Below are 19811 nucleotides of genomic sequence, written 5' to 3'. Positions count from 1 at the left end.
ATCTTTGGGTTAATGAAAAGGATATTCATCTTGCCTAAGAGTGACAGTTTTAACAAAGATATCATCATTATTTCGGCTTTTTGGCTGCTGTGTGCCACTGCGATATTCTTCTATAAATGGGAAAATATCTCAACGCTGAGTTTGAATGATAATGACGATTACATGCGCTTTGTTCAATTCCAAGAATGGATGGCTAATGGGCGTTGGTATTTGGAACCAATGGATAATTTTAATGCCGCTGATGGTATTGTTATTCATTGGTCACGCTTTCCTGACTTAATGCTTTCTGCTGTTGCATACCCTTTACTGTTTGTTGTGGATGAAAGTACCGCTTATTCACTCTCTATCTCTATCGTACCTTTGCTTTATTTACTGTTCTATTCATTGTCATGCTTTTATTTATGTAACCATTACTTCGGAGAGCGCTATCGGTTTTTGAGTATGATGTTTTCTTTGTTTTCCCCATCGGTTATGCATTTTATTCCGGGTTCCATAGATCACCATAATATTCAGCTTATTTTAGCTATTTTTTTCCTGTCGCTAACCCCTATAACGATGAGTCATATCAATCAATCATGGCGGGTGTATGCACAATCTATTCTCCTAGCATTGTCGTTATGGACTGGCTTGGACAATATACTTTTGTTTGCGAGTTTTTTTATCGTTTACACCGTGTATTGTTTCTTTATTAGTAAGAGTTGGTTTGTTTATGTGTCAAGCTTATATCTCTTCTGCTGTATTTCGGTTGTTCTCTCGGTATTATTAAACAGACCTTATAATGAGTTCTTTGATTTTAAGTACGATGAAGTGTCATTTGTTCTTGTGGTGTTGTTTTTTGTTGGATGGGTTTTCGTCAATAATTACAACTGGTTTAAATCTGATGGTTGGCCTTTTGGGTTTCGCTTATTTGTGTTTCTTATATTGGGTGTTGGGTATGTGACACCAGTCGTTTTACTTTATCCCAATATTACCAGTGCACTGTTTGTCGATTATCCCCCCTTACTCCAGACGTATTGGCTTGACCATGTTTCTGAAGCTAAATCTATTTCGCAGTATATAAGTGAGAATGGTTTCTTATCAATTGACAACTATGTGTTACTGATCATTCCTGCTTTATTATATCCTTTGTTTAGAATTAAAAATCATCATTGTACGATTCTGTATATTATTTTTATATTGAATTTATCTCTTGCCATGTTTTGGCAGGTTAGAGTGATAAGGTTGTGTTTTATTTTATCAAGCCCTTTTCAGGCTTATGTCGTTGTAAGAATTTCTGAATATGTAAAATATTCAATATTTAAAGTGTTGGTTATATTGTTAGGATCTCCATTAGTGATGGCATTTATAGTGATAGCTGTTGGCAATGATGATTTTGAACGAAATACAGTTGAAAATGACAAGAAAACTCTATTTAGAGTATTGGAAGAAAAAGGCATTGAATCAAAGGTTATTCTTACAGGAATTGAGACGGGAGCACCTGTGTTGGCCCACACTAATAACCGCATAATCGCAGCCCCTTATCATAGAAATATTGTTGGTAATCAATTTCTTATAGAGGTTATGTTAGAGGGTGATATGAGTTTAGCCAAGGACAAAATCCAAGCTAAGGACATTGATTATATTGTTATAGGAAATGACTCTCACTTAATGGTTTTGAAAAAGTCAGCAAGTGAAGAGGCTCTTATAAAAAAATTATACAGATCAAATGTTCCCAGCTGGTTGGAGACCATATATGACGATGTTCCTGATGGCTACCGAATCTTTAGGGTTAGGGAGAGTTTATGAATAGTATAAAAATTGCAGTATTACTCCCATGTTTTAATGAAGCGGGTGCTATCGGAAAGACAGTTATGTCTTTTAAGCAGGCTTTACCTGATGCGTCTATTTATGTGTATGACAACAACTCAACCGACAATACGGTAAACGAGGCCTTGCAAGCTGGGGCTGTTGTTCGACATGAGCCTCGCCAAGGTAAAGGGGAGGTTGTCAGGCGAATGTTCTCTGATATTGATGCTGATATCTATGTGATGGCTGATGGTGATGACACTTACGATGCGTCAATATGCCCTGCGCTGATCGAACAATTGGATAGTGAAAAACTCGATATGATTATTGGAAGTCGAGAGCGAGCTTCAATGGCTTATCCCAAAGGGCATATCCTAGGAAATAAGCTGTTTTCATCGCTGATTAATTTAGCATTCAATGCTCAATTGAGTGATGTGTTTTCTGGTTATCGAATTATGAGCCATCGATTTGTCAAAACCGTACCCATTTTCAGTGATGGCTTCCAAATAGAAACAGAGCTTACCGTTCATGCACTGCATCACAATATGCCAATCAAAGAAGTATCGACGCAATATCAATCAAGGCCTGAAGGCACAGCCAGCAAATTGAATACCTTTAGTGATGGGATCAAGATCCTCAATTTCATTTTGTTCTTATTGAGAGATGTAAAGCCAATGTTCTTCTTTGGCGTATTGTCTATGTTGCTTTGCTTCATTTCATTGGTTTTAGGAATCCCCGTTATCATCGACTTCATCGATACAGGGCTCGTCGAAAGGGTGCCTACTGCTATTTTGTCTAGCTCAATTGCATTGATTGCGGTGATGTCATTTTTTTGTGGGTTGATACTCGATAACGTATCACGCGGCAGGCGAGAGATGAGGATCCTTTCTATATTAAGAACGAGTGATAATAAGCTACCTGAATAGGAATCAGACATGAGAGCAAGCAAGGATGAAGACAAAGAGTGGCTCGACTATTTATCTCGTTTCAGTGACGAATACGATGAGCGAGTTTATAACGGCAATACAACGGGTTATGTGATGAGAGCTGGTCATATAGCGTGTGAAAGGCCATTTGGTGAAAGTGAACACTTTTCGAGAGTGTTAGAGGTGGGATCCGGAACGGGTGAACACTTACTGCACGTCAAACACACCTTTGATGAATATATCGTGAGTGATGGTGATGCAGCGGCGCTTGAGGTAGCAAAAGAGCAACTCAATCATATTGGCTCCAACCGTAAGCTTATTTTCAATGTGAGCAATGCTCGGCAATTAAACTTTGAAACCAATAGCTTCGATCGCGTTATAGCGACCCATATATTGGAGCACTTATACGAGCCTCACTTGGTGATTAAAGAGTGGTTAAGAGTGTTAAAGCCTGGAGGCACTCTGTCTATTTTGATTCCTACCGATCCTGGGATCGCTTGGAAAATCGGTCGCTATATGACGACAAGAAAACACGCCTTACAGAAGGGGTGGCATTACGATTACATTATGGCGAGAGAGCATGTCAATCCATGTAATAACTTAATCGCTTTCTTAAGGTATTACCTTCCTGAACACCAAAAATCATTTTGGCCGCTGAGCTTTGTGCCGCTTATTGATTGTAATTTGTTCTTCAACTTTCACGGTATTAAACCGCCATCTGGACATTAAAGGTGTCTCTAGTTTTTAAAAGTAAGAAGTAAGAAGTAAGAAGTAAGAAGTCAGCGATGAAACCACTCACTTCTTATCCTCAATTGTTGCTTAGAGCGCCAAACCTGTAATTGCGCCAAACAACATAAACAACCCCACTAACCCTACAATCGGAACCTTTACGGTTTTTAATAACCACACACCAACAATGATCAGAGCGAAGTCTATGCCGCTGCTCACTGCGCTTGTGAAGATCGGTTGATACAGGGCCGCAAGTAATAGACCAACAACTGCTGCATTCACACCAGTAAGCGCGCCTGCCACCAAAGGCTTAGTTGCAATCGCTTGCCAGTTTTTCAATACACCTAGTAGCAATAAGAAACCCGGCAAGAACACCGCTATTGTCGCTAACAATGCACCTGTAATCGGTGCCGATGGCATCAATACATAACCTAGATAAGTGGCTAACGTAAACATTGGCCCCGGTACTGCTTGTGCCGCGGCATAGCCAGTTAGGAAAGCATCTTGAGACAGTTGGTCACCAATACCATTCTGTAGTAACGGAAGTACCACATGACCACCACCGAAGACTAAGCTACCTGCTTGGTAGAATAGGCCAAATACTTCAATACCTTGAGAGTAAGCACTGAATAAAGGCAGGCCAACCAACAGTGCGAAAAAAATCACGAGAGGTGTTACCGATATTTTGTGTGTTGAAGGGGCTATGTTTAGATCTTGCGAGGTCAAAAACTTGCTACCAACAATCGCTGCAAATAGTAGAACGAACACTTGAGGCCAGATCCCTGGGAGCAACAGCAGAACAATCGCGGTAATAACACACAAGGCGGTCGCTATCTTTGATTGGCAAAAGTTTTTGTACATGCCGAAAGTGGCATCAGCCACAACCACAACCGCTAATAACTTAAGCCCGTGGATGATTGAGTTGAAAAGTGGAGCCTCCAATAGCTGATTGCTGACTAAAGCCAATATCAGCATCAGAATGACAGATGGCGATGTGAAACCCACAAATGCAGCAATCGCACCGGTCAAGCCACCTTTCTTGTAGCCAACAGCAAAGCCAACCTGACTTGAGCCAGGGCCCGGTAGAAATTGACTAAGAGCGACAATTTGCCCGTACTCTTCGTCGGACAACCAATTTAGTTTCTCAACAAAGGTTTTACGGAAGTAACCAATGTGTGCCGCTGGTCCGCCAAAGCTAATCCAGCCAAGCCAGAAAAAGGTTTTAAAAATTGAAAGCATGATTGATTCCGGATAAATGTTTAGCGTAATTTAGGTGGTGTTGAACTATGATTCAAATTAATTGTTTTAATTATAATTATGAATGAAATGGGTTTTGATCTATGGCTGATTTTAACTGGAAAGGGGTCGACCTTAATTTGTTGATTGCACTGCAGGCATTGTATAAAACCAACAGCGTTAGCAAGGCCGCTGAACGTTGTTATGTCAGCCAGTCAGCGATGAGTCATAGTTTACAAAGGCTACGAAAGTTGTTTGATGACCCTCTGTTTGAGCGTGTGGGCAGCAAGATGGAGGCGACCGATCGAGCCATTGAACTGTCCAGTACGGTAGAAGCTCTGCTCAATACCATCCAGTCAGAGGTGTTACTGTCTAAATCGTTTGATGCCGCGACTTATAAAGGGACTTGGAAGATTGGTCTTACCGATTATGCTGAGCAGATGTTCGCGCCAGTATTGTTTGACCTCCTCAAGCAATTCTCTCCTAATTCGCAAGTCGTGCTGTTCAATGTAAACCGGGGTAACTATCAGCAAGTATTTGAAGACGCCAAGCTTGATATGGCGATTGGTAGTTTTGGTGAGGTTTCAAAGCAATATCGAACAAAGTATTTGTACACAGAGCAACATGTCTGTTTATTCGATAAGTCGGTTGTATCTATTGAGGGGCCGATATCGTTAGAACAGTTTGTTGCTGTCGAGCATGCTCTTGTTTCTCCTGCTGGGTCTTTAAAGACTGGCGTCGATAAACGTTTGGCTGAATTAGGCTTCAGCCGGAAAGTGGCTATATCTTCAAGCAATTTTTTAACAGTAAAACGTTTGATAAGAGGTAGGGAGTTATTGTGTATCGTCCCCAAACTGGTGGCACGCAATGATATTCAAGACCAAGATACCGTGGTAGCTGTAGATCCGCCTATAGATGTGCCTGATTTTGATATACAGCTCGTCTATCGCAAGGCTAAGCATTTAGATGATAAAAATAAACTACTTAGAAAGCTTTTTACACAAGCCGTTTCATCTGTAGTTGTTGCATAGTTGCAGCAGTTGTTCGAGCATCAATTTTATGCGAATTATTTTTAGAAAAATCCGGCTTATTATAAGAACCCGACTATACTTAATTTACGACTAAAAGTAGTCGTAAAGAATAGGCTTTTTGATTTACCTAAGTAAAAAAATTGTTTATATCCTAATGATATAGCTTAAAAAACTACCAGGCTAAACGGATTTAGTTGGTCTTAAAAGCGCTAGCTCCCCCTAGCGCTTTTTCTTTTATTCTAAGTCAGTTCTAATCGCCCTGACTTGAGCTATGTGAGATCATCTTTACCTTCAATTAACGCATGATGACTTATTGATATCGTGGCTCGATCTTGTAAGTGTATGCTGAATGTTTCACTCGTTTTGAAATTAGTATAGATTGTGGCTAATAGGAATTTATCTAGAGTTGATGACATTATGTATAAAGGCGATGCAGCAATAGAGCCATCTGGGATAGTGCCTCTTCATAAAGATCTAATTATCCAAACTGCATTCCAGAACAATTGCATTATCCTAGTTCGGCCTGTAAACAAATTGTCGACTTCGCTTATTGCGGAAGGCTACGCTACAAAAGATTTACATGTGAAAGGAAAATCATCGAACTGGGGACCTCAATCAGGCTTTATTTGCTGTGACCAAAAATTTAGTAAACTGTTTAAGAAAAGCCCTCAGGAAATTGTAAAATTTAACAGTAAAGTTAAAGAGTCAATACGGGATAGGTTTGCCAAACCTGTACCACTACTGATATCAAACGAGCGTCTGAATTCTTTAATTAAAGACAAAATGCTACATATAGTCTCTAAAGAGCGGGGGATTATTCATGTGACTAACCATGGAAAGCCTCACCACGATTTCATTCTATATCCAAATGCAATGATGCCTTTTGGTGACTATCCTATACGGTATCGAAATCATCAAAAGAATTTAATGGTGATGTTCAAGAATCTTCCGCAATTGAAACATGGCTATTGGGTTATGACAAAAAATGGCGAATCTATTGAGGAGCTCCTTGTTCTAGCTGAATTTGATAGTTGTGTACCATTAACCGCTGATTATGATTTGTTTGGCGTGCTACCACATTTAAGCAGTTTCTCACACTCAAAACCTTTAAATCTCAAGTCAGCAGCGCGTGTTGTATCAACTGCTTTAGCCCAAAAAGAAAGGCGTATCAACGATGCTGATTTAGGGCGGATTTCTAGCATAACACGCAGAGTTAAAACACAAATCAACCAAAAAATAGGGCTTAGAAAAGTTATCCATCATGGATGCGAACTAGATAACCCCGTTACAGAGCTAGATTATCCAATCACCGCTTTTACTCCGTGGAACGAAGTGGTTGGGGCGGAAAACCAAGGCGAGTTAGAGGCTTTAATCAGAGATACAATAAAGCTGGGCTATGCCTTTTATGCTAATCGACTGTGGAGTCAGTTAGGGAAAGTTAATACCAATTCAAAACAGTCAGGCTATTTAAGAGATTATCAGTGGGATACGAATATTCCAGAGAGTTCGTTGTCAAAATTAGAAGTATTAACCCCTAGGGTTTGACAGATTCTAGTCGTTTAAGCTCGCTTTAGGTTGGTGAGCCAATGTGTTCACCAACCTAAACTAACTCGCTATGTACCTCCATTAACAAGTAACATCAGCTAGCTGCGTACAGTCAGTATCAAGCCATCAATCACACTGTGGTGGTGCTCGGAAACCCCAGCAAGGTTGCCGTATTTCGGCTGGTGGCGATCATTTTCTAATGGATGGTGCCAACCTTGTGTATGTTCCACAAAGTGCGCTGCAAAGCTTTCAGACACCTCTAAGCATCCTGCCATGACGGTATCAACATAGGTTTGAACGATAGGGCTGTTTTCACAAGGTGCTTCGATTTCGTCTTTGATGTATACCCAGATCGATTGATCCGCATTAAACTCGGTTTGGCTCTCTATCTGATCGTTTCTTAACTCAATTCGGTGATAACCACGCTCACGACGATCAAATTCAGCCAACGCTACATCATCGACCTCAAGCAAAACACCATTCACTTGTCCCTCACCAAGATTGACGATCAATGGTGACAAAACATAGCTGTCGTCGATTTTACTCCAGTGACGCACTAGGCCGTGCACTATCGCAGGAATCGCTTGTCCTGTTTGACCTGTGAGTTGACGAGAAGAGGAGTTGATCAAGCTACCATAACCAAAAATATACATCGCGTTCCCTGTCTGTTCTTTTGTATTTGAGACTAGTCTTACTATATGTTTGGCTTCATTAAATGTCAGTAGTTTTTTATCCCACACACATTCGAGTCTAAATGACTGCTCTTGTCGTGTTTAATTGACACTTTTTTTGATGTCTAAATACTCCTTGTTGCTTGTTTTTATTGGCTTTATATCTTTGGCGCGTTTCATGCATTGTGTTAGGCAATATTGCGGTGATGATTACTGCACCTTGAATTTGGCTATTGGTAGCAATTCAATATAAGCCACACTTGGCTTGTTATTTGAAATGAGGAATGAGTTTGTTAAATATCACAGATAAAAGCGTAGAAGATGCGATCCCAGCTTATCTTCGTTTAGGTTTTCGACCTTTCTTCTTTCTAGGCAGCCTCTATGCCGTGATTGCTATCGTCGCTTGGGTTGTCATGTTCCAAAATGGACAGCCTGAAGTGTTAAAAGTGCCCGCGCTTTGGTGGCACGTACATGAAATGCTGTTTGGTTTTTCTATGGCGATTGTGGTTGGTTTTGTTTTAACCGCCGTGCAAACGTGGACGGGAGTCAACGGAACCAAACATTATCGATTAGCTGCGCTCGTTGGTTTGTGGCTAGCACCTCGCATTCTATTTTGGACACCGGCGCCATTGTGGTTAATCTCATCGGTTGAAGCGTTGTTCTTGATCTTTGCCGCTTACGAGATTGGTTTCCGTGTCGTGAAATCGAAAGGCTGGAAGAACCTGTTTTTTGTGCCGCTGTTTATATTGGCTATCGTCGCCAACTATGCTAGTTACGCGACCATTAAAGGCATGCCTCCATTCCCATCGTCTGCAGTATGGCACGCAATGTTATGGTGGTTTACCTTGCTATTATCCGTGATGGGGGGACGAGTTATCCCGTTCTTCACGGCCCGTCGTTTTGACTTTGAAAAAGCACAACCACTGGTTTGGTTGGAATGGCTAGCGAACCTGCCTCTGGTTGGATTGTTTGTACTGAGCTTTTTCCCGTTGACCTTTGCTCAAGTGGGCAACGAGTTGATGGTGTTTGCTGGTGTGACTCAGTTGGTTCGCTTTGTTCGTTGGAAGCCTTGGACAACGTTGTCTGAGCCTTTGGTATGGTCACTGCATGCGGCTTATTTGTGCATTCCTTTGAGCTTGTTGCTAAGAGGCTTGTTAGATAATCCATTTGCAAGCCATAACATGCTGCACCTGTTTGCGATTGGCGGTTTGAGTGGACTCATTCTTGCGATGATCACTCGTGTCACCATGGGACACACAGGCCGCGCTATCTATAAAGGGCCAAGCATGGGGTTGGCATTCTCGGCTATTTTTATCGCGGCACTTGTTCGTAGTTTAGGTGTGACCTTCTTCCCTGCGTATTTATTTGAGATGGTCAACATCAGCGCAGGTCTATGGACGTTAGCATTCGGACTGTTTATCTGGAAGTTCGGAATGATGCTGTTAACACCAAGAGTGGATGGTCATCCGGGGTAAGCGTATTGATTTTCTAACACATTTTTAAAGGGAAGCTCTGAGCTTCCCTTTTTGACTGCAGCAAGTTATCGCTTTAATTTATCTCTGTTTGAGCATAGTCCATTTCATTGTTGTCGATAAAATAGGGCAGAAGTTTGGTGGTGAACAGAGAGTTACGAACCCATTGAAATCCGGCACAAACGATTTACAGCACTGGAGTGTGATCCGCTGCAAATATTTGCAGCAATATTCATTGATTTGTGCTCTAATACCGCGCTTACCAAGGGATGGTGTTAAAAGATGCTCACTTAGATGGAGTTATCAAAGTTGACCGATCCCTTAATGATCTCCCTTAGGAAAAAATAGAACATGTCTAAGAACAAAAAATTTGATATCCGCCTTACAGAAAAACGCAACGGTTGGTGTGCAGAGATTACTCGTCAAGTAACGTCTCGCAGCACAACAGTATCTAAGCGTGAGTCTGGTTTTGAAACTGAAGCTCTAGCACAAGAGTGGGCAGAGAAAGAGCTAGCATCTTTCATCGCAAACCAAGCTGAACGTAACGAGCGTAAATCAGAGCAGCGTAAAGAGCGTGACGAACTACGTCATACTAAAGAGCTTAAAGCTGAGCAAGCACGTGAAGCGCGCGCAAAAGCTCGTGAAGAAGAGCAAGAAGACGCTGAGTAATCCAGCGCTTAATTAATTTACAGGTTCCTTAATTTTAAGATAAGGGACAAGTAAAAAAAGCCCCAATATAACTTTTTTCTTTTTAGTCAAAAGTATATTGGGGCTTTTTAGTTTGTGGCGTTTATTTTCGAAAATGTAGCCACTGCTTGCTAGTGACTACATGTCATTCATTGATTAGTTGTTAAGCGCCGTTAGCCAATCATCTTCCGCTACTTCTTCAATATAGCTCTCAACTGATTGTCCCACTTCATCGTCATCTTGTTTGAAGTAAGCAATGTGGAATACTGCGTCACCTTCGTTTACCAAAGGTAGAGTTTGTTGGCCAATCACGATACCGCCTTTGGTTGTGAGCACTTGGCCTTCTTGGTGACCTAACGGAGAGCTTATGTAAGCTAGGGTTTGTCCTGCTTCAACTTGTTCGCCAAGTCTCACCATGTTACGCAAAATACCGTCTGACTCAGCGCGAATCCAGCTGGTGGATTTGCTCAACACTGGCTCTGGTAACTTCTTACGGTTAGGGCGCAGCATACCGATTTCTTTCATCACTTGATGTACGCCAAGGTAACCCGCACGAATCGCTAGGTGATCAAAACGCAACGCTTCACCACCTTCGTAAGTTAATACAGGGATACCCAATTTTTCCGCTTCGCTACGAAGTGACCCGTCACGCAGTGGTGAGTCAATGATCACAGGTGTGGCGAACGCCTTTGCAATGCGCAGTGTTTCTGGGTTCGATAGGTTTGCACGAATCTGTGGAAGATTGGTACGGTGAATCGCTCCTGTGTGCAGATCCAGAATATAATCACAGTGCTTCGCTACGTTCTCGAAGAAGGTGTAAGCGATGCGTGATGTTAACGAGCCTTTCTCACTGCCAGGGAAGCAACGGTTCAGGTCTCGACGGTCTGGTAGGTAACGAGATTTATGGATAAAGCCAAACACGTTAACGATAGGCGCAACAATTAACGTCCCTTTCAGTTTCTTTGGATCAATCGCATTTGTCAGTTGTCTTGCAATCTCAACACCGTTTAGCTCATCGCCGTGGATAGCCGCATTTACCATCAGTGTTGGGCCTGCTTGGCGACCGTGAATAATTTCAATCGGGATCGAAAGTGGAGAGTGCGTGTAAAGCTGAGCCGCTTGCAGTTCAATCTCCATTCGCTGTCCTGGCTGAACAGTATAACCAAGTAATTCGAATGGTTGATTAGGTTTTAGTCTTGCCATTTAGGTTGTTCTCAACATGGTGATAATTCGTTAACACGGAATGTAGCAATCGTTGATTTTTAGTACGAATCAATCGGTTTACGGTGACGACAAAACTTTTTTGTTGAGGGCGTGGCGAACGGGTTTCAATTTATAATTGCCAGTTTGGAATAAGCTTTTCCTTTGTAAGGTTTCTGACAATTTATTGATTTAACTCTGATAATTGTCGTTTTTGTACTTGCTATTATCCATCGCCATTTTCTGGCGGCCAAATTCATAAATTGAGATCAAAATGAAAAAAACAATTTCAAAAATCGTAGCACTCGCGGTGGTATCTGTTGCTTTATCTGGCTGTGTTGGTAGTAACGCAGTAACCGGTTACCTAATGAAGTTCAACATCAAGGCCGTTGATAACCGTTACGCTCGTGGTGGTTTGAACATTCTACTTGCACCTGCATATGGTCTAACCGTTGCTGCGGATTACCTAGTATTCAACTCACTAGAGTTCTGGACTGGTAGCAACCCACTAACGGGTGCTCCGCACATCTTTGATACTAAGACTGATACTTACCTTGATATCAACCATCAGCTTGATAAGTCACTTACTGAAGCACCAGTGGGTCCTATTACGAGTGCTGATATGATTGAGAAAGGTCAAATGCAGCAGATCGACGAAAACACGATCCAAATGGACATCACTTACCAGTCTGGTGAGCGTGCGACATTGATTGGTGTTCGCGATGGTGAGGTGGTGACCTATTTCATTGATGGAGAAGTAGTAGCACAGACTTCAATTGATGAGCTAGAAAGCTACGCGGCTTCACGTGCTTAATCATTTGTTTGATTGCTAATCTTAGATACAAAAACAGGTACTCATGGAGTACCTGTTTTATTTTGTGTCGATAAACGGTGTTTACTGAAAGGTGCTATTTAGTGAAGAGCCCTATTTATTGGAAAACACGACAGTTTATCGAATTATGCTTTTTCTGGGATTGCAGCAAGCAGTGCAACCATTTGATTCCAGAATAGCTCAACGGTATCGATCTTCACTTTCTCATCAGGAGAGTGAGGGAACTTGATGGTTGGGCCGAAAGAAACCATATCCATGTTCGGGTAAGGTTCTTTGAATAGACCACACTCAAGACCAGCGTGGATAACCATGATATTTGGCTTGTGACCGTAGATACCTTCGTACATGTCGCGGAAGATGTGCATGATCTCTGAATCAGCGTCTGGCTTCCAACCTGGGTAAGCACCAGAGAACGCGATGTTAGCGCCTGCTAGTTCAGCAACAGAGTGAAGCATGCTTTCTACTTGGCTACGACCTGAATCGATAAGAGAACGGATCAGGCAAAGCACTGTGATTGAGTTCTCTTCTGTTGTGATAACACCTACGTTTAGAGACGTTTCAACAACACCTTCAATCTCGTCACTCATACGAATCACGCCGTTTGGACATGCGTTAAGTGCCGCGATAAAGCGAGCTTGGTCTGCTGACGCAAGTGCGCCCATTTCTACAGAAGCTTCTTCATTGAAAGTCACGATGCTGTCTTCTACTTTACCTAGCTCTGTTGAAAGCAGCTCTGTGTAGTAGTTGTATAGCGAAGCTAGTTTCTCTTGGTTTTCAGCAGGAACCGCAACCGTTACGAAACCTTCACGAGGGATCGCGTTACGAAGGCTACCACCTTTGAATTCAACGAGGCGAAGGTCTAGATCTTTTGCGTGACCCGCAAGGAAGCGAGCAAGCAGTTTGTTTGCGTTTGCACGACCTGTGTGGATGTCACAACCAGAGTGACCGCCTTTTAGGCCTTTTAGCGTTAGCTTACGTGTTACGAAGTCAGCTGGAATCGCGTTACGTGCAATTTCAAATGTCATTGCGCCGTCGATACCTCCAGCACAGCCCATGTACACTTCGCCTTCTTGCTCAGAATCGGTGTTAAGAAGGATATCGCCTTCTAACCAACCGGCTTCAAGACCGAAAGCACCAGTCATGCCTGCTTCTTCATCTACGGTTAGTAGAACTTCGATAGGGCCGTGCTGGATTTCGTTTGAAGCCAGAACCGCTAGGCAAGAAGCCATGCCCATACCGTTATCAGCGCCAAGTGTTGTACCTTTGGCTGTCACCCACTCACCATCAATGTATGGTTGGATTGGGTCTTTAGCGAAGTCATGAACTGTGTCTTCGTTCTTTTGTGGAACCATATCGATGTGAGCTTGTAGCACCACACCTTTTTTGTTTTCCATACCCGCCGTTGCAGGCTTTTTGATGAATACGTTGCCCGTTGGATCACGACGTACATCTAGGCCTTGCTCTGTTGCCCAAGCAATAATGTATTGAGCAAGCTCTTCTTCATGTTTCGAAGGGTGCGGGATTGAACAAATTTTATCGAAAAACTGCCAAATAGGGGCAGGGGACAATTTACTGATCTCAGAATGGAATTCAGACACGGATGACTCCTTTTTTATTTGATAACCATATATTTAGGTTTTGTATTGGTAAAAACCTAGAACAAAAATCTAAAATATGGGTCTGTTTTGATGGCAACAGCATACCACTTGAGCGTTTTGACGAGTAGCGGTTCTAAACCTCAAATAGCTCAAATTTTGAAAGCGATCTTGTCCACCTGATTATGACTAAGCGCCTTGATGCTTATAAATGGCACGAGCAAACGGTTGTTTAATTCTGTTCTGTAATTTTATTACGAAAGTGAGTTTGAAGAATAACCATAAATAGCCAAAAGTGTGACGTATGGCAAAAAATGCTTGTAATCTTTTTTCTTTGGGGTATATTAACAACCAACTTCTGAGATGAAGAGTAAATGCTCAAAGGATGAGTCCGTTTTATCGCCTCCAAGGAACCGAGAAATCAAATTCGTTTTTTTTATTGATTTATTAAGGTGATAGTTATGAAAGGTTTACCATCTGCAATGTTCTGGATTAACAGCTCTGTTTACACTAGCAACTTTGCATACCCTACAAGCTTTGGTTACTAATACCGTAAGCATGTAACTCGAACAGTTTTGTTCACCCCTATATATTGGAATTCTTTTACAGCCCTTTTGGTTGACAGATTCTACCGCCACTCAGTTTTGAGTGGCGTTTTTTTTGCCTGCTACTTTTCCAAACCGCTTACGCTTATCACTTTTTCTGCTGTTCTGCATGGTTGTTTTTTAAACGCCGAAATGTCAATTTGCGCCTTATTACTGATCCTGTTGAAAAATACATAACTATTGTGGGTTTGAATTCAGAATTTATTAGCTAGATTCTCAATGAAAATAGCCGATGGTAGAAAAAATAACCAACTAATTATATTGATCGATTTTAGGTTAAGCTTTTGTTTTTAATGATTTTTTTATCGTTTGTGTTTTTGTTTTTAATCGCTCTGTTTCATACAGCATTCTGATAAAGATCGATTAGAGCCTTAATTCTATCTGGAATTTGTTATTTGATAACTTTATAATCCACAGCCAATCGATTACGCAACCGTTTACTTTTTACCCTTATAGGATTCGATAATGTTCGAAAAGCTATTCAAACTCAGTGAAAATGGCACCAATGTGCGCACTGAAATCATCGCAGGTCTAACAACCTTCCTAACAATGGCTTACATCATTTTTGTAAACCCAATGATTCTAGCTGATGCTGGTATGGACCATGGCGCTGTATTTGTAGCAACCTGTTTAGCAGCTGCTATTGGCTGTTTCATCATGGGCTTTGTTGCTAACTACCCAATCGCGCAAGCTCCAGGCATGGGTTTGAATGCATTCTTTACCTACGCTGTTGTAATGGGTATGGGTTATACGTGGCAAGTTGCTCTGGCAGCGGTTTTCGTATCAGGCGTGATCTTCATCTTCTTAAGTATCTTTAAGATCCGTGAATGGATTATCAACTCGATCCCTATGTCTCTGCGTGTTGGTATCTCTGCAGGTATCGGCCTTTTTCTAGCATTTATTGCGCTAAGCAATGCTGGCATTGTTGTTTCTAACCCAGCAACGAAAGTTTCACTGGGTGATATTACCGCGATTGCTCCTATCTTAGGCGCGCTTGGTTTCTTCCTTACGATTGCTCTTGTTCATCGCGGTGTGAAAGGCGCAGTGATGATTGCGATTCTAGCTATCACAGCTGTTGGTATTGCTATTGGTGACGTTCAATACGGCGGCATCATGTCGACACCACCAAGCCTTGCACCTACATTCATGCAGCTTGATTTTTCTGCTGTATTTGAAATCGGTATGATTTCAGTAGTATTCGCTTTCTTGTTCGTCGATTTATTCGATACAGCGGGTACTCTGGTTGGTGTTGCAACGAAAGCAAACCTAATCAAAGAAGACGGTAAGCTACCGCGCCTAAACAAAGCACTGCTTGCAGACTCTACTGCAACATCTATTGGTGCATTGCTAGGTACATCAAACACAACCTCTTACGTTGAAAGTGTTGCGGGTGTAGCAGAAGGTGGTCGTACTGGTCTAACAGCGGTTGTTGTTGGTATCTTGTTCCTACTGGCTCTTTTCTTCTCACCGCTTGCAGGCATGATTCCAGCCTACGCAACATCAGGTGCATTGTTCTATGTAGCAATTTTGATGATGTCTGGCCTAGTTGGTATTGATTGGCGTGATCTTACGGAAGCAGCACCAGTCGTGGTAACATGCCTGCTTATGCCGTTGACGTACTCTATCGCTGAGGGTATCTCACTCGGCTTTATCGCTTACGCTGCAATTAAGCTGCTAAGTGGTAAAGGTCGCGACGTTTCACCGGCTGTGTGGGTAATGTCGGCTATCTTTATTCTTAAATATACTTTCGCTTAATCGTCTAGATTTCTGCTTAATCGCTGAAGAGGCTATGTTTAAAATAGCCTCTAATAACATGACAAAATTATTAGGTTTTATACTATGAGCAACAAATTCGTTATCACTTGGGACAACATGCAGACTTACTGCCGTCAACTAGCAGAAAAGCAAATGCCAGCAGAACAGTGGAAAGGCATCTGGGCAGTGAGCCGTGGTGGTTTGGTTCCTGGTGCAATCTTGGCTCGTGAGCTAGGTATTCGTCACGTAGATACGATTTGTATTTCTAGCTACGACCACGATCACCAACGTGATATGACAGTAGTTAAAGCACCTGAAGGTGACGGCGAAGGCTTCCTAATCGTTGAAGATCTTGTTGATAGTGGTGACACTGCACGCAAGCTTCGTGAAATGTATCCGAAAGCGAAACTGATCGCTGTGTGTGCAAAGCCATCTGGTGCTGATTTGCTAGACGAGTACATCGTTGATATCGCTCAAGACACATGGATTGAGCAACCTTGGGATACTAGCCTAAGCTACGTTGAGCCGGTAAATCGCAAGTCAAAATAAGCGTAAACTTAGTTTTTTGAGAAATGACCCTTTATAGGGTCATTTTTTTTTATATGATTAGTAACAACCATTTCTTATTAAGTATCCCAATGTCTGAATCAGAAGAAACGAGCTCGAACCTTTCGGAAACCTTGTTTGTAAAGCACAAGCAGGCCAAAGAGACCTCAATGCTGACACAATACATGCCAAGCTCTGAAGCGCTATTGGATGAGAAGCGTGAACAGCAAAACTCATCATGGTACCGAAACCTAAGACGTCTTCAGTGGGTATGGCAAGGCGTTAATCCAATAGAGCAAGAAGCGGTATTGGCTCGCATCGCGTCATCAGATAACTCTCGTACAATCGATGAGTGGCTTGATACGGTCATGGGTTACCGAAGTGGTAACTGGGCATACGAATGGACCAAACTGGGGATGCAGCATCAAAATCGTTCGAACGAGAAGAACGGTGAAGAGATGGCTGAAGAGCTATTTTCTGCCTCTTTGTGCTTTAGCATTGCGGGCTACCCACATCTAAAGAACGATAACCTTGCTGCTCAGGCACAGGTATTAGCGAACGCGGCGTATTCTGAAGCGATCAAACACACCAAATTGATCGTCAAACAGATTGATATTCCATACCAAAACAAGAAGATCAAAGCGAACTTGCATCTAACCAAAACAGACAAACCACAACCAGTTGTGATTGTCAGCGCTGGTCTAGATAGCTTGCAAACCGATATGTGGCGCTTGTTTAGGGATTACTTAGCACCAAAGAACATTGCAATGCTAACGGTAGACATGCCATCGATAGGGCACAGTGCACATTGGCCGTTAACAGAAGACTCATCTTGTCTTCACCAAGCTGTGTTGAATGAACTGCCTAACATCCCGTGGGTCGATCACCATAAGGTTGGCTTGTTTGGCTTCCGCTTTGGTGGCAATGCTATGGTGAGATTATCTTTCCTTGAGCAACATAAGCTTAAAGCGTGTATCTCTTTAGGCGCGCCAATTCACGATATCTTTGTTCATGCTGACAAACTGAAACAGATGCCTAAAATGCATTTAGATGTGTTGGCTTCGCGTCTTGGTAAAGGGGCCGTTGATATCAATAGTCTTTCTGGGCAATTGATGGCGTGGTCACTCAAGGTACAAGGTTTGCTGTCAAACAGTAAAACCAGTGTGCCTATCTTGGCATTAGCCTTAGAGGGTGACCCAGTATCACCTCCAATGGATAATCAACTGGTTGCTATTTACAGTGATTACGGTAAAGCGAAGAAAATCAAAGCTAAGTCAATTACACAAGGTTATGAGCAATCCCTCGAATTGGCGATAAAGTGGCTTGAGGATGAATTATTTAGATGACATTTCTCCTAAATTAGTTAAGCATGAAAAGTGTACAAAGTAAGTACCTGATACTCAGAGAAATAATTTATAAAATCCAATTGCGTAATTTCTACGTATAACAGTCTGAGTAACGTCATTCTTAACATTGAAATGGAGATTCAATATGTCAGAAGTGACACAACAACCAACGCATTATCGCTTGTTAAATGTTTTAAAGGCTATTGGCCCTTACTTAAGGGAGCCGCAATCAGAAGAAGGCCACTATATTTTTGATTGCTTGTCTGTATGTGTGAACGATAAAAAATCACCAGAAGAACGTGAGTTTTGGGGCTGGTGGTTGGAGTTGGATAAGTCGGAAGAAGGATTTTCGGCGAAGTACAACACGGGTAAATACAACATTGATGGTAACTGGGATCCTTTGCCATTACCTAAAAAGGCGGTCGCTGAGGTATCTCGAACTCAAGAAGCCTTTCACCAAAAGCTGGTTGATGAACTTCAAAAGAAATTTGAAATCGGCGTTCAGTTAGACGAAGAGTCTGTCGAATTCGTCTGATTTTAAAGGTTACTCTTCTATATAAAGCAAAAAGGTGCGATTTCGCACCTTTTCTACTTGTGAATTCCCCTTTTGATTGCTAAAACATCACCTCTTATTTGTTTTATTCATAAAAGACTTCATGACAACAAATCATCAAAGCGGGACAACAACACAGCGTAAAACTGTCGTTGTTAAACTGGGTACCAGTGTCTTAACTGGTGGAACATTGGCATTAGACCGCGCTCATATGGTTGAGCTGGTTCGTCAATGTGCTGAATTAAAAAAACAAGGCCACTCTGTGGTTATGGTTTCGTCTGGCGCAATTGCAGCCGGACGTGAGCACCTTGGTTACCCCGCACTTCCCAATTCGATGGCAAGCAAACAATTGCTTGCGGCAGTTGGGCAAAGTCAGTTGATTCAAGTTTGGGAGTCTTTGTTTGCTATCTATGGCCTTAAGATTGGCCAGATGCTACTGACTCGTGCTGACCTTGATGATCGCGAGCGTTTTCTTAATGCACGTGACACGATCAATGCACTTGTTGAGCACGATATTATTCCGGTAGTAAACGAAAACGACGCAGTCGCCACCAACGAAATTAAAGTGGGCGACAATGATAACTTGTCGGCATTGGTTGGTATTTTGTGCGGTGCTGATAAGCTTTTGCTACTAACAGACCAAAAAGGTCTGTTTACGGCTGACCCTCGTAAAGACCCAAATGCTGAGCTCATCAAAGAAGTAAAAACCATTGATGACACGCTGCGTAAGATCGCAGGCGGCAGTGGTACTACTTTAGGCACTGGTGGCATGGCGACAAAATTGCAGGCGGCTGATATTGCTCGTCGTGCGGGTATTGAAGTGATCATTGCAGCGGGCAGTGCAGAGAATGTGGTGTTTGACTCATTGAGTGATAACCCACAAGGCACGCGTTTCTTGCCTTTAGCGGAAGCGCTTGAAAACCGTAAACGTTGGATTTTAGCGGGCCCAGCTTCAGCTGGTGACATCGTGGTCGATGATGGCGCAGTCAATGCCGTTAACACCAAAGGCAGCAGCTTGTTGGCAAAAGGGGTTGTTCGAGTTAAAGGCGAATTCTCTCGTGGTGAAGTTACCCAAGTCACAGACAGCAAAGGCAAAGTAGTGGCGCGTGGTATCGCTAGCTACTCAAGCCAAGACCTAGCAAAAATAGCAGGCAAGCACAGTAAAGATATTGGCGACATTCTTGGCTACGATTACGGGTCAGAAGTCATTCACCGTGACGACCTGGTTGTAATCCAAGAATAGCTCGTGATGATAAGGCGAATCGCCTTTTTACATCTAAAGACAGAATTTAGGGAG

Annotated in this window: 17 protein-coding genes; 13 read left to right on the top strand and 4 right to left on the bottom strand. The window is 42.3% G+C overall.

All coding sequences use genetic code 11. The features are described 5' to 3' along the window. Positions 1–12 precede the first annotated feature (12 nt). Genes Q5H80_RS10975 through Q5H80_RS10965 form a run of 3 tightly spaced genes read left to right on the top strand, consistent with a single transcriptional unit; the run spans position 13 to position 3440 of the window. Positions 13–1785 (top strand): hypothetical protein, encoded by a 1773-nt coding sequence (locus tag Q5H80_RS10975; protein WP_304564765.1) that lies wholly within the window; start codon positions 13–15, stop codon positions 1783–1785. Next, on the top strand, positions 1782–2711 hold the full coding sequence (locus Q5H80_RS10970) for a glycosyltransferase family 2 protein (RefSeq protein ID WP_304564764.1): 930 nt from the start codon (positions 1782–1784) through the stop codon (positions 2709–2711). The genes Q5H80_RS10975 and Q5H80_RS10970 overlap by 4 nt, the downstream gene beginning before the upstream one ends. 9 nt (positions 2712–2720) lie before the next feature. After that, on the top strand, positions 2721–3440 hold the full coding sequence (locus Q5H80_RS10965) for a class I SAM-dependent methyltransferase (protein ID WP_304564763.1): 720 nt from the start codon (positions 2721–2723) through the stop codon (positions 3438–3440). A gap of 90 nt (positions 3441–3530) precedes the next feature. Here the strand turns inward: Q5H80_RS10965 and chrA are convergent, their stop codons facing one another. Next, positions 3531–4679 carry a chromate efflux transporter gene (chrA, locus tag Q5H80_RS10960; protein ID WP_304564762.1) on the bottom strand — a complete coding sequence of 383 codons (1149 nt, stop codon included), beginning with the start codon at positions 4677–4679 and terminating at the stop codon, positions 3531–3533. A 101-nt stretch (positions 4680–4780) separates the two neighbouring features. On the opposite strand from chrA, the gene Q5H80_RS10955 reads away from it, so the two are divergent. Together Q5H80_RS10955 and Q5H80_RS10950 are read left to right on the top strand one after the other, a co-directional pair. Next, positions 4781–5707, top strand: coding sequence for a LysR family transcriptional regulator (locus Q5H80_RS10955; protein WP_304564761.1), 927 nt, complete (start codon positions 4781–4783; stop codon positions 5705–5707). A 417-nt stretch (positions 5708–6124) separates the two neighbouring features. After that, a complete protein-coding gene (locus Q5H80_RS10950; protein ID WP_304564760.1) occupies positions 6125–7252 on the top strand; it encodes a CyaA/EF/ExoY family adenylyl cyclase toxin in 1128 nt (375 codons plus the stop codon). 98 nt (positions 7253–7350) lie between these two features. Here the strand turns inward: Q5H80_RS10950 and Q5H80_RS10945 are convergent, their stop codons facing one another. Next, positions 7351–7905 carry a gamma-glutamylcyclotransferase family protein gene (locus tag Q5H80_RS10945; protein WP_304564759.1) on the bottom strand — a complete coding sequence of 185 codons (555 nt, stop codon included), beginning with the start codon at positions 7903–7905 and terminating at the stop codon, positions 7351–7353. A 308-nt stretch (positions 7906–8213) separates the two neighbouring features. Between Q5H80_RS10945 and Q5H80_RS10940 the strand changes: the two genes are divergently transcribed. Continuing rightward, positions 8214–9398 carry an NnrS family protein gene (locus Q5H80_RS10940; protein ID WP_304569408.1) on the top strand — a complete coding sequence of 395 codons (1185 nt, stop codon included), beginning with the start codon at positions 8214–8216 and terminating at the stop codon, positions 9396–9398. Positions 9399–9746: 348 nt separating this feature from the next. Further along, positions 9747–10064, top strand: a complete 318-nt coding sequence (locus tag Q5H80_RS10935; RefSeq protein ID WP_009847480.1) for a DUF3622 domain-containing protein — start codon at positions 9747–9749, stop codon at positions 10062–10064. Between the two features lie 174 nt (positions 10065–10238). Here Q5H80_RS10935 and Q5H80_RS10930 read toward each other — a convergent pair whose 3' ends face one another. Next, positions 10239–11285, bottom strand: a complete 1047-nt coding sequence (locus Q5H80_RS10930; protein WP_304564758.1) for a succinylglutamate desuccinylase/aspartoacylase family protein — start codon at positions 11283–11285, stop codon at positions 10239–10241. A gap of 271 nt (positions 11286–11556) precedes the next feature. Between Q5H80_RS10930 and Q5H80_RS10925 the strand changes: the two genes are divergently transcribed. Then, complete coding sequence (locus Q5H80_RS10925; protein ID WP_304564757.1) at positions 11557–12096, top strand: DUF3332 domain-containing protein; 540 nt, start codon at positions 11557–11559, stop codon at positions 12094–12096. A gap of 143 nt (positions 12097–12239) precedes the next feature. Here the strand turns inward: Q5H80_RS10925 and Q5H80_RS10920 are convergent, their stop codons facing one another. Continuing rightward, complete coding sequence (locus tag Q5H80_RS10920) at positions 12240–13712, bottom strand: aminoacyl-histidine dipeptidase (RefSeq protein WP_304564756.1); 1473 nt, start codon at positions 13710–13712, stop codon at positions 12240–12242. Between the two features lie 1067 nt (positions 13713–14779). Between Q5H80_RS10920 and Q5H80_RS10915 the strand changes: the two genes are divergently transcribed. The 5 genes from Q5H80_RS10915 (at position 14780) to proB (ending at position 19757) form a co-directional block, all read left to right on the top strand. Then, positions 14780–16069, top strand: a complete 1290-nt coding sequence (locus Q5H80_RS10915; RefSeq protein ID WP_012604654.1) for an NCS2 family permease — start codon at positions 14780–14782, stop codon at positions 16067–16069. A gap of 84 nt (positions 16070–16153) precedes the next feature. After that, complete coding sequence (gene tet(34) / locus Q5H80_RS10910; RefSeq protein WP_009847475.1) at positions 16154–16618, top strand: oxytetracycline resistance phosphoribosyltransferase domain-containing protein Tet(34); 465 nt, start codon at positions 16154–16156, stop codon at positions 16616–16618. Positions 16619–16707: 89 nt separating this feature from the next. Beyond that, positions 16708–17961 carry an esterase FrsA gene (gene frsA, locus Q5H80_RS10905; protein ID WP_304564755.1) on the top strand — a complete coding sequence of 418 codons (1254 nt, stop codon included), beginning with the start codon at positions 16708–16710 and terminating at the stop codon, positions 17959–17961. A gap of 145 nt (positions 17962–18106) precedes the next feature. Beyond that, positions 18107–18496 carry a sigma factor-binding protein Crl gene (gene crl, locus Q5H80_RS10900; RefSeq protein ID WP_017091097.1) on the top strand — a complete coding sequence of 130 codons (390 nt, stop codon included), beginning with the start codon at positions 18107–18109 and terminating at the stop codon, positions 18494–18496. Between the two features lie 76 nt (positions 18497–18572). Beyond that, positions 18573–19757, top strand: a complete 1185-nt coding sequence (gene proB / locus Q5H80_RS10895) for a glutamate 5-kinase (protein ID WP_269335699.1) — start codon at positions 18573–18575, stop codon at positions 19755–19757. The last annotated feature ends 54 nt before the right edge of the window (positions 19758–19811 follow it).

It is taken from the genome of Vibrio sp. SNU_ST1 (assembly GCF_030563405.1).
GTDB lineage: Bacteria > Pseudomonadota > Gammaproteobacteria > Enterobacterales > Vibrionaceae > Vibrio.
This window is presented reverse-complemented; position numbering and strand designations above follow the sequence as displayed.

Excerpts from the sequence above, each read along its gene's own strand:
- Q5H80_RS10975 (WP_304564765.1), top strand. The coding sequence starts at position 13 with ATGAAAAGGATATTCATCTTGCCTAAGAGTGACAGTTTTAACAAAGAT.
- Q5H80_RS10925 (WP_304564757.1), top strand. The coding sequence starts at position 11,557 with ATGAAAAAAACAATTTCAAAAATCGTAGCACTCGCGGTGGTATCTGTT.
- Q5H80_RS10935 (WP_009847480.1), top strand. The coding sequence starts at position 9,747 with ATGTCTAAGAACAAAAAATTTGATATCCGCCTTACAGAAAAACGCAAC.
- chrA (WP_304564762.1), bottom strand. The coding sequence starts at position 4,679 with ATGCTTTCAATTTTTAAAACCTTTTTCTGGCTTGGCTGGATTAGCTTT.
- Q5H80_RS10955 (WP_304564761.1), top strand. The coding sequence starts at position 4,781 with ATGGCTGATTTTAACTGGAAAGGGGTCGACCTTAATTTGTTGATTGCA.
- Q5H80_RS10965 (WP_304564763.1), top strand. The coding sequence starts at position 2,721 with ATGAGAGCAAGCAAGGATGAAGACAAAGAGTGGCTCGACTATTTATCT.
- Q5H80_RS10945 (WP_304564759.1), bottom strand. The coding sequence starts at position 7,905 with ATGTATATTTTTGGTTATGGTAGCTTGATCAACTCCTCTTCTCGTCAA.
- crl (WP_017091097.1), top strand. The coding sequence starts at position 18,107 with ATGTCAGAAGTGACACAACAACCAACGCATTATCGCTTGTTAAATGTT.
- frsA (WP_304564755.1), top strand. The coding sequence starts at position 16,708 with ATGTCTGAATCAGAAGAAACGAGCTCGAACCTTTCGGAAACCTTGTTT.
- Q5H80_RS10970 (WP_304564764.1), top strand. The coding sequence starts at position 1,782 with ATGAATAGTATAAAAATTGCAGTATTACTCCCATGTTTTAATGAAGCG.
- Q5H80_RS10915 (WP_012604654.1), top strand. The coding sequence starts at position 14,780 with ATGTTCGAAAAGCTATTCAAACTCAGTGAAAATGGCACCAATGTGCGC.
- Q5H80_RS10930 (WP_304564758.1), bottom strand. The coding sequence starts at position 11,285 with ATGGCAAGACTAAAACCTAATCAACCATTCGAATTACTTGGTTATACT.
- Q5H80_RS10950 (WP_304564760.1), top strand. The coding sequence starts at position 6,125 with ATGTATAAAGGCGATGCAGCAATAGAGCCATCTGGGATAGTGCCTCTT.